At 61.6% G+C, this 13047-nt stretch carries 9 protein-coding genes; 7 read left to right on the top strand and 2 right to left on the bottom strand.

What is annotated here, in order from left to right; genetic code table 11:
- Positions 1-192 precede the first annotated feature (192 nt).
- Complete coding sequence (gene ispH, locus ACFO6X_RS02580) at positions 193-1143, bottom strand: 4-hydroxy-3-methylbut-2-enyl diphosphate reductase (RefSeq protein WP_382429735.1); 951 nt, start codon at positions 1141-1143, stop codon at positions 193-195.
- Positions 1140-1592, bottom strand: coding sequence for an FKBP-type peptidyl-prolyl cis-trans isomerase (locus ACFO6X_RS02575; RefSeq protein WP_382429733.1), 453 nt, complete (start codon positions 1590-1592; stop codon positions 1140-1142). Before ACFO6X_RS02575 ends, ispH begins: the two co-directional genes overlap by 4 nt.
- Positions 1593-1645: 53 nt before the next feature.
- Here ACFO6X_RS02575 and radC point away from each other — a divergent pair, with 53 nt between their 5' ends.
- The 7 genes from radC to ACFO6X_RS02540 all read left to right on the top strand — a co-directional run bounded on the left by radC (position 1646) and on the right by ACFO6X_RS02540 (position 13039).
- Complete coding sequence (gene radC / locus ACFO6X_RS02570) at positions 1646-2359, top strand: RadC family protein (RefSeq protein ID WP_382429731.1); 714 nt, start codon at positions 1646-1648, stop codon at positions 2357-2359.
- Positions 2360-2397: 38 nt separating this feature from the next.
- The gene (locus ACFO6X_RS02565) at positions 2398-4596 is read left to right on the top strand and encodes a CHAT domain-containing protein (protein ID WP_382429729.1); all 2199 of its coding nucleotides are present in this window, start codon (positions 2398-2400) and stop codon (positions 4594-4596) included.
- Positions 4596-7697 (top strand): two-partner secretion domain-containing protein, encoded by a 3102-nt coding sequence (locus ACFO6X_RS02560; RefSeq protein ID WP_382429727.1) that lies wholly within the window; start codon positions 4596-4598, stop codon positions 7695-7697. Before ACFO6X_RS02565 ends, ACFO6X_RS02560 begins: the two co-directional genes overlap by 1 nt.
- Complete coding sequence (locus tag ACFO6X_RS02555; protein WP_382429725.1) at positions 7682-9337, top strand: ShlB/FhaC/HecB family hemolysin secretion/activation protein; 1656 nt, start codon at positions 7682-7684, stop codon at positions 9335-9337. The genes ACFO6X_RS02560 and ACFO6X_RS02555 overlap by 16 nt, the downstream gene beginning before the upstream one ends.
- On the top strand, positions 9324-11240 hold the full coding sequence (locus tag ACFO6X_RS02550; protein ID WP_382429723.1) for a CHASE2 domain-containing protein: 1917 nt from the start codon (positions 9324-9326) through the stop codon (positions 11238-11240). The genes ACFO6X_RS02555 and ACFO6X_RS02550 overlap by 14 nt, the downstream gene beginning before the upstream one ends.
- A complete protein-coding gene (locus ACFO6X_RS02545; protein ID WP_382429721.1) occupies positions 11237-12010 on the top strand; it encodes a hypothetical protein in 774 nt (257 codons plus the stop codon). The genes ACFO6X_RS02550 and ACFO6X_RS02545 overlap by 4 nt, the downstream gene beginning before the upstream one ends.
- A 390-nt stretch (positions 12011-12400) precedes the next feature.
- A complete protein-coding gene (locus tag ACFO6X_RS02540) occupies positions 12401-13039 on the top strand; it encodes a Smr/MutS family protein (protein ID WP_382429795.1) in 639 nt (212 codons plus the stop codon).
- Positions 13040-13047 lie beyond the last annotated feature (8 nt).

Below are 13047 nucleotides of genomic sequence, written 5' to 3'. Positions count from 1 at the left end.
AGCCGCTCTCTTAAGAGCAGGCTCCCCAGATCACCCGGTGCGCGGGAAGCCCCGGAGTTCAGTCCGGGGTTGAGAGCAGGGATTAGCAATCCATAATCTACATCATGGACTGCACCAAAACCCTGCGACTGCGCAGCGGAACACGACCGCGATGTGAATGCAGCACGCAACATTCTCGCGGCGGGGAGGATGTCAATCCACTACCGTCTCGATTTTCAGCCCCTTGGGCAGCGGGAACTTGATGGTCTCTTCCATGCCTGGCACCGTGCGCACGGATACGGCACCCAGCGCCTTGATACGGTCTATGACTTGGCTCACCAAAATCTCAGGGGCGGAAGCGCCTGCCGTCAGGCCAACACGGGTCACGCCTTCAAACCACTGCGGGAGCAGTTCAGCCGCACTATCGACCATGTAGGCTGGCGTGCCCAACTTCACGGCCAACTCGCGCAGGCGGTTGCTATTGGAGCTGGTGGGGCTGCCCACGACAATCAACAAATCGACTTGGGCACTGAGCACCTTGACGGCGTCTTGGCGGTTTTGCGTAGCGTAGCAAATGTCTTGTTGCTTAGGCTCACGTACACTGGGAAAACGTGCCCGCACGGCAGCGGTAATCTCGGCAGCATCATCCACACTGAGCGTGGTTTGTGTGACAACAGCCAACCGCTCGGTCTGGGCGGGCTGCACGCGGGCTACATCGGCCACATCTTCTACCAGATGGATACCGTGATCCAACTGGCCCATAGTGCCTTCCACCTCGGGGTGGCCTTTGTGCCCAATCATGATGAACTCGTAGCCTTCTTGCGCCAGCTTGGCTACCTCCACATGCACTTTGCTCACCAATGGGCAGGTGGCATCAAAAATGCGAAAGCCACGCGCTTGGGCCTCGTTTTGTACCGCCTTGCTTACACCGTGGGCGCTAAACACCAGTGTGGCGCCGGGCGGCACCTCGGCCAACTCTTCAATGAAGATGGCGCCCTTGGCCTTGAGGTCATTGACCACATAGGTGTTGTGTACGATTTCGTGGCGTACATGGATGGGAGCGCCAAATTTTTGCAGTGCCCGCTCCACAATCTCAATGGCTCGGTCTACTCCGGCGCAAAACCCGCGCGGCTCGGCGAGCAAGATTTCTTGCAGCTGGCTCACAAGGCACCAATCACATACGCTTCAAAAGTCACGGGCTGGCCTGCCAGCGGGTGGTTAAAGTCCACCAAGATGGCATCTGGGCTGTCGGCATTGCCCACCTGCACCACCACACCCGCATAGGTAGCCATGCCATCAGGGGTGGCAAACTCCACCACTTCGCCCACGGCATAGCGTTCGTCGGGGTCGCCCAAATCATTGAGCAGCTTACGTGCTACCCATTGCTGCATATCGGGGTTGTGTTGGCCGAAAGCCTCGCCCGCAGCCAGCTCAAAGGTGGCACGTTGGCCCTCTTCTAGGCCCAACAGACGCTCCTCTACCGCCGGCGAGAGCTCACCGCTGCCCAGCGTGAGCGTGGCGGGCTTGTCGGCAAAGGTGTTGATGATGTCGCCAGCGGGACCCGCCAGACGGTAATGCAGGGTCAGAAACGAACCCGGTTGAACGGTTGCCATTGGTAGCCTCTATAAACTGACCGCATTTTACGTTTGCCTCTGGCCCCAGCACCATGTCCTTCAAAGACCTTCCTGCCGATATGCTGCCACGCGAGAAGCTGCTCTCCCGTGGCCCAGCAGCACTGGCCGATGCGGAATTGCTGGCAATTTTGCTGCGCACAGGCATTGTTGGCAAAAACGTGCTGCAAATGGCACAAGAACTGCTGGCCCCACCCAGCACCGATGCCACGACCGGCCAACGACAAGGTGGCTTTGGCGGCATTGGGGGGCTGTTGCACACAAGTGCCACAGATTTGGAACGCATCAAAGGGCTAGGGCCGGCCAAACGGGCCGAACTGGTGGCGGTGCTAGAGTTGGCCCGGCGTGCCCTGGCACAACAGTTGCAGCAAGGTGAGGTATTTGATTCACCCGAAGCAGTCAAACACTACCTGCAACTGCATTTGGCCTACAAGGGCCATGAAGTGTTTGCTGTGCTGTTTTTGGATGCCCAACACCGGCTGCTGGCGTTGGAGGAGATGTTTCGGGGCACGTTGACGCAAACCAGCGTCTATCCACGCGAGGTGCTGCTGCGGGCCTTGCACCACCGGGCTGCTGCCGTGGTGCTGGCGCACAACCATCCCAGCGGCCATGTGCAGCCCAGCAACGCCGACAGTGCCCTGACGCAAACGCTCAAAACAGCTTTGGGCATGGTGGACGTGCGCGTGCTAGACCATGTGATCGTAGCACCGGGGGCTGCTTTATCTATGGCAGAAAAGGGGTTAATCTGAGCCACCCTTACCGCTCTGCACCAAGCGAGGTTCAAGTCATGGCATTTGCACGATTGCGCAGTTGGCTGACAGTGGCCCTGCTCCTGGCAGCAGCCGCCAGTGGAGTGGCCGCTGCCGCCCCCCCAGCCACCGCCCCCTACTGCCCAACGCCCCCCCAGGCCATGCAGCACACCAGCGATGCAACTGCCGCCGGACAGCGCGGAGCAGCCCTGCTGCAGCGGCGCCACTATGCACAGGCCGAGCCACTGCTGCAATCGGCCTACTGCTCGGCCCCCGTTGGGGCAGAACGGTCTCTGTGGGCCATGCAACTGGGCAGTCTGGCCGCCCTCAGCCAACAGCCCGACACGGCGGCCCGTTACTACACAGAGGCACTGGGCATGGTAGCGGATGCACCGTTGCCGCTCTGGCTGAGCGCACGCTTGGCTTTGGCAAGGCTGGCCCCAGCCAAAGACAAACTCGCCCACCTAGAGCCGATTGCTCAGCGGCTAGAGCAAGCCTTACCCAACCCTGCACTGGCACGCTATCACCTTGATCTGGGGCAACAGGCTCGGCAAATCGGCCCCGCGTCTTTGGCGCTGGCCTACCACCATCTGGAGCGCGCCCGCAGCTTGGCAATGGCGGCTCAAGATGGCCGCCTGCATGTACAAACACTGGATGCCTTGGCACAACTGTATGAAGACCATGCGCGCAGGCCTGAAGCCCTGCAACTGACGCAAGAAGGGCTGCTGTTGGCGCACCGTCTGGCTCTGCAAGATCGGGCCGACCTGCTGGTGGCACTGGAGTGGCGGCAAGGCCGCCTGCAACAAGCGCAAGGGCAGCCGGGTGCTGCACTGGCCGCCTATGCGCGGGCGGTAGAGCAATTGGAAGCCACACGCCAAGACTTGCCGCTAGAAACCAGCGATGGGCAATCATCATTCCGTGTCCTGATCGAGCCTCTGTATCTAGGCTATGTCGATCTGCTGTTGCACACAACCCACGAACAGCCCAGCCCCCACAGAGAGGCTGCCCTCCACACTGCGATAGAGGCGATGGAGCAATTGCACCAAGCGCAATTGCAAGATTTTTTGGGAGACCGCTGTGCATGGGAGGTGCGGTCGGGCAAACCGCTGTTGCCCGCTGGCACGGGCGTGCTCTACCCTGTCATTTTGGCCGACCGGCTAGAGTTGCTCTTGCAAACCCCCACGGGTGTCGTGAGGCGCACCTCCCCCGTGGCCGGGCCACTGTTGCGCAGCCATGTGCGCACATGGGCCGACACCCTGCGTCTAGGCGATGAGCCCTACCTGCCTGCGGCACAGCAACTCTACGACTGGCTGCTGCGCCCAGTGGAGGCTGTGTTGTCTGAGCAAGGCATTGACCACCTGGTCGTGGTGCCCGACAGCACCTTGCGACTGATTCCGGTGGCGGCACTGCACAATGGACAACACTACGCCATAGAGCAGTGGGCTATTTCGGTCGTGACCAGCATGGGACTGACCAGCTTGGCCCCCCCCCAAACCCAAGCCCGTGCCCTCGTGACAGGCGTGGCTCTGCCCGGCCCTGCGGTTGAGAAAATGGCCCAAAGCTGGCGTGCGCCTCCAGCCCCCCCCACAGTTGTCCATCGGGGGTTGGCCCAGCACACCACCACCCGCACCTGGCAACAGGTGCGTACAGCACAAGCACCCACACTGGCCCAGTGGCAAGACAGCTTGGCCCTGCCGGGCGTGCGCGACGAAATACAAGCCTTGCACCAGTTGCTGCCTGGCACCGCCTTGCTCGATGCCGGTTTTACCGTAGGGCAGTTTCAACGAGAAACGGCCAGCGGCCAATACCGCATTGTGCATATTGCCTCGCACGGGGTCTTTGGCGACAGTGCGGCCACCAGCTTCATCATGGCCTACGATGACTTGCTGCGCCTGCCCCAGTTCCAGACCCTGCTAGAAAGTGAGGCTTTGCAACGCCAACCCATTGAGTTGCTCACCCTGTCGGCCTGCCAAACGGCCCAAGGCAACGAACGCGCCCCCCTGGGCCTCTCGGGCGTGGCCATCAAAGCCCACGCCCAAAGTGTGCTGGGCACTTTGTGGCCTATTGCCGATCTGGCAGCCAAGGCCGTGATGGAGCAGTTTTACACCGGGCTGGCCCAAGGGCGCCTGAGCAAGGCCCAAGCCTTGCGCCAAGCGCAATTGCAGCTGTTATACAGCCACGACATGGCCCACCCCTTCTTTTGGGCACCGTTCATCTTGATAGGAAACTGGCTGTGATGCACTGGCAACCTCCCCTGACGGTACTGCTCTGGGCTGCACTGCTGGCCTGCACCGGCCTTGACGCCACAGCCCAGATTCGCACCGATGCCAGCCTAGGGCAAACACCACAAACCCTGCAAGGCCCAGCCTATGTATTGCCCGAGCTGCTGGGCAAACGGGTGGGCCACAACCTGTTTCACAGCTTTGGGCAATTCAACATCGGCAGCGATGAATCGGCTACCTTTCTTACCCACAGCGATGGCATTCGCAATGTCATCAGCCGGGTCACGGGGGGCAGTATGTCTCAGATTCATGGCACGCTGGCACTGCGGGCCCACAGTGGCACCCCGGCTTTTTATTTTCTCAATCCTGCCGGAATTGTTTTTGGCCATGGGGCGACGGTCGATGTGCCCGGTGCACTCCATATCAGCACTGCCGATGGCCTGCGCTTTCCTGAGGGTGTTTGGCTGGCCCACACGGCTGGCAGCACCAGCGTATTCTCTAGCGCCGACCCGGTAGATTTTGGCTTTCTGGGGCCAGGGCGCGGGCCAGTGCATATCGGCCAAGGAACCATGCTGCACCCTGCTACCGGCCAGCCTTTGAGCGTGGTGGGGAACGATATAACGCTGGATGGTTCACTGCTGTCCAGCAGTGAAGGCGGCGCAATCCGTGTATCGGCGGCTGGAAAACTGTCGGTGTTGCGGGGCAGCAAAATCATCAGCTACACCAGCAGCCCAGCGCAAGCAGGCGACACCACTATTGAAGCGGCGGCCTTGTCAATTGATGGGCCAGATCCAGGGACGGTGACGGGCATTACCAGCCTCGCCGTGACCGGCATTCCCGACCTCGCAGGCCTGAGCCAGTTCATTGATCGCATGGATACCGACCGGTATATAACAGCCATCACAGACATCAGCGGTCTTAGCGGCTACTCGGCCACGGGCAACACGGGTCATGTCAGGGTTCATGTGGCGGGGCCGCTGCAACTGCGCCATGGTGCCATTGCCTCCAGCACCTTCACCGCTGGGGATACTGGGTCGGTGCAGATTGATGCGGGGTCGCTATCGATGGATCAGCTCAGCACGATCTTGAGTGACTCCTTCCCCGGCAGCACCGGTCGGGCTGGCTCCGTGCAGGTGCAGGTACATGACACGATGACGGTGAGCAACAACAGCATGGTGTCCTCCAACACCCAAGGGACTGGCAGCGGCGGCGATGTGCGCCTGCACGTTGGGGAGCGGTTGGCATTGCGCAATGGCGGCTTTATCAGCAGCGTCACTTTAGGGTCGGGCCATGCGGGGACGGTGCAAGTCGAGGCTGGTTCCCTCTCTATGGAGGGAGGCAATGCAAAAAGTTTCATCTCCAGCGACACCAGTGATGGCAGCGGCAATGCAGGCACTGTTCAGGTGCAAGTGCGTGGTGCCATGACGGTGAGCGATGGCAGCATGGTGTCCTCCAACACCCAAGGAGCCGGACGGGGCGGCGATGTGCATCTCCACGTTGAGGAGCAACTGGCACTGCGCAATGGGGGCTTGATCAGCAGCGTCACCTTAGGGTCGGGCAAGGCCGGGACGGTACAAGTCCAGGCCGGTTCGCTGTCTATGGAGCAAGGAAGTGCCATTCTGAGCGATTCATGGCTAGGCAGCACCGGCCCTGCTGGATCAGTCCAAGTGCAGGTGGGTGGTGCTATGGCCGTGAGCGATGGCAGCATGGTGTCCTCCAACACCCAAGGGACGGGAAATGGCGGCGATGTACAGCTCGATATTCGTGACCAATTGACAGTGAGCAATGGTGGTTTTGTGGGCAGCGCCACCTTGGGAGCGGGCCATGCGGGAACGGTACAGATCAAAGCTGGTTCGCTCTCGGTAGATGGCGCCCATGCCGCCGCTGCCATGATCTACAGTGGTACGGGCCCCGGCAGCACCGGACAGGCAGGATCGGTGCAGGTGCAGGTGCGTGACACCATGACCATCCATAACGGCGGTGTCATATCCACCACCACGTTGGGCGACGGCGCCGCAGGCGATGTGCGTGTGGCTGCAGGAAATTTGCGGATAGCTGGAGGCGATGATCAATTTGCCGTCATTTCCAGTGATACCGTCTCGGGCAGCGGCCATGCTGGCACCGTGCAAGTGGCGGTGGCTGGCGCACTGGAGTTGCTGGGCGGCGGCGTTATCTCCTCCAGCACCGCAACCGCAGGCGCCGCCGGTGCGGTGGCTGTGTCTGCCACAGAAATCCGCATGGACGGTGTAGACAGCCGCATACTGGGAATTGCCAAAGCCCATTCTTCTGGGCAAACCGGCACGCTGGATCTGCAAGCCCATCAACACCTCACCCTGACCAACGGCAGCAGCATCTCTATCCGCAACGATGCCACTGTGGTCAACCCCACACAGATTGTGCCTAGCGCACTGCACATCCGTGCCCCCGTCGTGCAACTGACCGACAGCCAAATAACTGCGGCGGCCAGTGGCAATGTAGATGCCAGTAACCTGAGCGTGTCTTTTAAAGATCGCTTGCAATTGGACAATAGCCAGATCACCACATCAGCCTCTTTAGGCAATGGTGGGGCCATCCAACTGCTGGGCGGTCAACGGTTGGGCCTGCACAACAGCCAAATTACGACGTCTGTGCTGGGCGCATTGGGCAATGGCGGTGATATTGCTGTGCGTAGCCAAGCCCTGGCGCTCCACACAGGGGCCATTCAGGCCAATACTGCCGCCCGTCATGCCAGTGGTGGACGGGTGCAGGTCGATGTGCAAACACTGCTGCCCAGTGCTGGGGCGCTGTGGCTGGGTGGCAATACCCCCTATGCATTGGTGCCAGGGCTGTTTGGCTTCAATGTCATTCAAGCGGCGGCCCCCACAGGCATCAACGGCCACGTCAACATCACCGTACCGGCCCTAGACCTGAGCAGCGCCCTGCAAGGGCTAGGCGCTCCTTTGCTTGACAGCGCCCGGCTAGGACACAACCCCTGCGATACCCGCAACGGCAGCACGTTGGCTGTGGCGGGCCGAGGCCACTATCCCGTGGCCCACTATGGCTGGTTAGGCCTGCTGCCCACAGCTGCATGGGCCGAGCCAGACCGTGTGAAAGCCGATCCATGCCCTCGCCCCTGATCACCTCCCCTGCTATTGCCTACCGTGCAACTCTCGGCTGTATCTGTGCGCTGAGCCTAGCAACTGGCACTGCACTGCCCGCATGGGCGGCTGGTGCAGCGCCCTTTGTGCTGCCTGAATTACCAGCGCCCGCCCACAGGGCCGCAGCACCCACCACCATACGCCTAGAACGGGTGGCCTTTGTTGGCAATACGGTGGTCGATACCCCCACCCTAGAGCAACTGGCCGCACCTTATCTGCACCGCCCACTGGATGAGGCCGATCTGGAGAGCCTGCGCCGCACCATCACGCAGCACTATGTGCGCCAAGGCTATGTCAATTCGGGGGCGGTTTTTGCCAGTCCAGCATTGACTGGCCCCATACTGACGCTGCAACTGATGGAGGGCCAACTCGGTGCCATTCAATCGCACGGCCTCCAAAACCTGCGCCCGCAATACATTGCACAACGGCTGGCCCCGCAGCCCGGAGAAGTGCTGCACCTCGACACCCTGCGCGCACGCTTTCAACGGCTGCTGGATGACCCCCTGTTTGCACAAATGCAGGCCCGGTTACGCCCCGGTGAGACCCTGGGCCAAGCGGTGCTAGACATTGAGGTGCAACGCGCACGCCCTTACCAGCTCACGGTAGCCACCCACAACCACCGCCCCCCCTCCATTGGCACGCAGGCGCTGGAGCTATCGGGCTGGGTGCGTAATCTGAGCGGGCACGGTGATGCGCTCTATGCCAGCCTGCAACAAGCCACCCCTGCACAGGGTGGGCTGCGCAGCCAATGGCACTGGAAGCTACCACTGGGCGCGCGCACCGCTGTGTCATGGCAAGGCAACTATGGGCAATCGGCGGTGGTGGAAGAACCGATACGGGCGCTGGACTTCAGCAGCCAGTTGCAACAGCAAGAACTGGGGCTGGAGCAGGTGCTGCACCAAAGCTTGCAGCACCAGTGGGCTGTGGGCGTGCATTACGGCTGGCGCAGCCACCGCACTTGGCTGGCTGGCACCCCCTTCTCTTTGGTGCCGGGCGAATCACAAGGCCAGACCCGCATCACCGGCTGGCGTTTGTGGCAAGAATACAGCTACCGCACTGAGCACCAAGCTCTGACCTTGCGCGCCACACTACAACGCCAACACAACAATCTACAAGCCCAAACTGGCTGGCCTGCGGGTGGGCCTGTTGCTGCCGATCAGCAAGCCCACCTGTGGCTATTGCAAGGTCAATATGCCCGCAAGTTGCTCGACAACGGCACGCAATGGGTCGTTCGTGCCACGGTGCAAAGAAGCCGCCAGCGTCTGCTGGCACTAGATCGCTTGGCCATTGGCGGCGCCAACAGCGTGCGCGGCTTTCTAGAAAACCAGCTGGTGCGTGACCAAGGCCAGATCTTGAATCTAGAGTTGGATGTGCCACTGCTGCAAGGTACTGGGCAAGACCTGCAATGGTCTCTGATTCCGTTTTACGACATGGGTCAGGGCCACAACCAAGGCGAGGCCAGCACCCGCATTGCCTCCGTGGGCTTGGCTACCCGCCTGCGCTGGCAAGGCATGCGGCTGGACTTGGCCGTGGGCCAACCCTTGCACGGCGAGCGCAGCGCAGGCCACAGCTGGCAACACCGGGGCATTCACCTGCATTGGAGCTATGACTTCTTCTAGCCCCTCCTTCCCACTATGGCAGTGGCTGCAAAACCTGCGCAGTTGGGGGGGGCGTGCTGCCTTCATCGCCATCATCGCCCTAGCATTGACCGAAACCCTCTGGCGACAAGGTGCCCTGGAGGGCATAGACCAGTGGTACAGCGACGGCTGGTTCCGATTGGCCGGACAGCGCCACACGGTAGAGCGGGTGGCGCTGGTGAAGCTGGACGAAGCCACTCTGGCACAGTACCCCGATGAACCGCTGGTGTTTTGGGGGCCACATTACGCCCAAGCAATTCAGACCCTACAAGCCGCTGGGGCCACCGTGGTGGGTCTGGATTTGGTACTGAGCAGCAGTCCAGAGCAATGGCTAGCCAAACTCGGCGGGGTTCCTACTCTGGCAGCACGCCAGTTTGACCAACCCCTGCGCCAAGCTCTGGCTACAGGCCGGGTAGTGGTGGCTGGCATGCAGCCCCCCGGCGACCTTTTGCTGCCTGCCAGCGACTACCTCGCTGCACTGCCCGATTGGGACATTGCCCGCTTTGTCGGGGCTGCCGATCTGCAAGCCGATGCCGATGGCGTGCTACGGGCCTATTCCCCTGCCGTGCCGCACCCCGACCCCTCTTCTGCGTTGCGGTTGCGCTCCTTGCCCTTTTTGTTGGCCCTGCACGCCAGCGGGCAGCCCGTGCAGGGGCCCACATGGGAGTTTGCCGGACGCACGGTGTCTATAGATGAGCGCCTGCGTCTGGCCTATGCTGGCCCTCCTGGCAGCGTACCAGCCATCCCCATGCTGGATCTGCTGCGGCCCGATGCCCTAGCACAGCCCCAAGTGCAGGCTCTGCGCGGCAAAGTGGTGATTTTGGGGGCCAGCTATGGCGGCATGAACGATGTACACATCACCCCCTATGGCCGCGGCTTGGGCAACGCCCCCCTGATGTTGGGTATGGAGATTCAGGCCCAGACCGTCGAGGCGCTCCTGCAAGGGCACTGGCTCAATGCCACCCCAGACCACACGCGCATGGGTCTGGCCTTGCTGCTCTGTCTGCCTGCGGGCCTCTTTTGGTGGCACCAGCGGCTATGGCGGGGGCTGTTGCTGTGTGGGCTGCTCTGGGTATTGGCCGGTGGATTAGGTTATGCCGCACTGGAGCGCAATCTACTGCTCTCGACCAGCCACATACAACTGACAGCACTGTTTTGCTTCATGGGCATTTACGCTTGGCGCTTCACACATGGCGAACGCGAGCGCCAACGCATCCGGCTGATGTTCTCGCGCTACCTAGAACCTCGGGTGGTAGAGGCGCTGATTCACTCCGACCGTATGCCACAACTGGGTGGCGAATGCTGCGAGATGACGGTGCTGTTTACCGATATCCGCAACTTCACCACGATCAGCGAGCAGCTGACCCCAGAAGAAGTGGTGGAGATGCTCAACCATTATTTTTCTGCGGCCTGCACTGTGCTGACGGAACAAGGTGCATGCATAGACAAATTTATTGGCGATGCCATCATGGCCGAATTTGGTGCCCCACTCAAAAATCCCGACCACGCCCACCGCGCCCTGACTGCGGCTCTGCACCTGCGCACCGTGGCTGAGCACTTCGGGCAATGGATGCAACAGCGTTTTCCGGGCAGAAATCTACCCGCATTTCGGATTGGCGTGGGTGTACACACGGGGCTGGCGATTTCAGGCAACATCGGCACCGCACAGCGGATGGAATACACCGCCATTGGCGATACAGTCAACATTGCCTCACGGCTTGAAGGCATGACAAAGGCGCTAGGCTGCGTGATTCTGGCCAGCCAAGACACCCTGCATGCCGCTGGCCCCGGTTTTGTCTTGGGCCGCAGTGACAGCATCACCGTGCGGGGCCGCATCCACCCGACAGAGGTTTTTGAAATCATCGCAATGGAGGAAGCAGCATGAAACAATGGCAGCACTGGGTCATCTGGGGGAGCAGCATGGTGCTCTGCAGTCTGGCATGGGGACAGCCCTCCTCAGCAATGGTTTTGCGCATACAAGGGGATGTGGTGCTAGAACTCCCCGACAAGGCCCAAAGCATAGAGCCCCTGATCCGGCTGCTAGAGGGCGACCGCGTCCGGCTGGCCCCCGGCGCCCACATCCGGCTGTTGTATGCCCGCAGCGGTTTGCAAGAAGATTGGCAAGATGCTGGCGTACTGCGCATCAATAGCACCGAGAGCAGCATTGTTCGGGGCCAACCACGGCGCGAAACACGCCAACTCCCACTGGCTATCACCCAGCAAATGGCCCGCACTCCGCGCAGTGACAGCACAGCCCGCATCGGGGGGGTGCGGCTGCGGCGTCTGCCCTCTTCTGCGCCTCCTCCCGGCCAAGAGCCGCCCACCCCACCCGTGAGCACCTTGGCCCCCGAGACATCGACTGGTGCCTCGTCCACCAATCTGGCAACACTGGAAGAAAACTACCAGTCCTTACGCCACAACACCGCCGCCGATGACCACAACCCCGAGGTCTATTTTCTGGCCGGGCTGTGGGATCTGGGGGCGCACGAACGACTGCGCCACGAGCTCCAACGCCTACAGGGTCTGCACCCCCACGACCCCGTGATCATGCGCCTGCACACGCTCTATGCGGGGGTGTTGCCATCTTCTGCCCCCAATATGCACAAGCCCATGCCCACCCCTCGCAACCCCACCACAGAGGATGCCGGAAAATAACGCCACAATGCACCGCCTGCCCCCTCTGCTCCTGCTGCCAGCCTCGCTCTTGCGGCCTGTGCCCCACTTCAAAAAGCCATGAGCCGCAACGACCCAGGCACCTTGCGCTCGGCACTGGCGCACGCCCTAGAGGCTGTGCGCCAGCCCCCAGCCCAGCCTACACCCCCCACAGCACCAGCGGCCCCCCCTGCGCCCCGCCCTGCCAGGGCAGCCCGCCGTGCCCTAACCCATACGGCCACCTTGTTGGCACGGTCAGTGCGCCCGTCAGGCGCTGGCACGTCCAATGTGCGCGTGGCAGCATCCACCTCTGCACGGCCTCCACGCAACAAGCGCGCCCCAGCACCACGCCCAGCCAGCACACGCCTTGATGGCCTGCACGAACTGGGCCAAGTGGCACAGCAATGGCGCGAGGCCCAAGCCCAAACGCAAGCCGAGGCACAAAAGCGCCGCGAAGCCGCTGCCCGCCAAGAGGCCGAACGCCAGTGGTTCAGCCGGGCTGTGGGGCCAGTCACACCACTGCACCAGCGCAACCACGTTCACCTCCAACAGCCCCCCCCCGAACCACTGCCGCTGCAACTGTGGCTAGATGAGGAACGCGTGCTGCAAGAGTCGATCAGTGACGACTTGGATGTCAGCACCCTGCTCGATACCGATGACCAGCTCAGTTTTCGCCGCCCAGGCATTGGTGTCGAGATCACGCGCCGCCTGCGCGCAGGGCATTGGAGCATTCAGCGCCAGCTAGATTTGCATGGCCTGCGCACCGACGAGGCCCGCGAGGCGCTGGGTGAATTCATACGCCAAGCACACCGCAATGGCTTGCGCTGCCTGCGTGTCATCCACGGCAAAGGTCTAGGCTCCCCAGGCAAAAGCCCGGTGCTCAAAGGCCGGGTACAAGGCTGGTTGGTACAAAAAAAAGAAGTGCTGGCCTTTGTCCAAGCACGCCCAGTGCAGGGGGGGGCTGGCGCTTTGTTGGTGCTGCTGGTGCCAGCAGGGCATGCCCAAACTGCCTCTGCAAATGAAAGCCCGTAGACCCACCA

It is taken from the genome of Giesbergeria sinuosa (genome assembly GCF_042652905.1).
GTDB lineage: Bacteria > Pseudomonadota > Gammaproteobacteria > Burkholderiales > Burkholderiaceae_C > Simplicispira > Simplicispira sinuosa.
The sequence above is the reverse complement of the archived record's forward strand: the minus strand, read 5'-3'. Positions and strand labels throughout refer to the sequence as shown.

Coding starts and splice junctions, on each gene's coding strand:
- ACFO6X_RS02575 (WP_382429733.1), bottom strand. CDS start 1,592: ATGGCAACCGTTCAACCGGGTTCGTTTCTGACCCTGCATTACCGTCTG.
- radC (WP_382429731.1), top strand. CDS start 1,646: ATGTCCTTCAAAGACCTTCCTGCCGATATGCTGCCACGCGAGAAGCTG.
- ACFO6X_RS02565 (WP_382429729.1), top strand. CDS start 2,398: ATGGCATTTGCACGATTGCGCAGTTGGCTGACAGTGGCCCTGCTCCTG.
- ACFO6X_RS02560 (WP_382429727.1), top strand. CDS start 4,596: ATGCACTGGCAACCTCCCCTGACGGTACTGCTCTGGGCTGCACTGCTG.
- ACFO6X_RS02555 (WP_382429725.1), top strand. CDS start 7,682: ATGCCCTCGCCCCTGATCACCTCCCCTGCTATTGCCTACCGTGCAACT.
- ACFO6X_RS02550 (WP_382429723.1), top strand. CDS start 9,324: ATGACTTCTTCTAGCCCCTCCTTCCCACTATGGCAGTGGCTGCAAAAC.
- ACFO6X_RS02545 (WP_382429721.1), top strand. CDS start 11,237: ATGAAACAATGGCAGCACTGGGTCATCTGGGGGAGCAGCATGGTGCTC.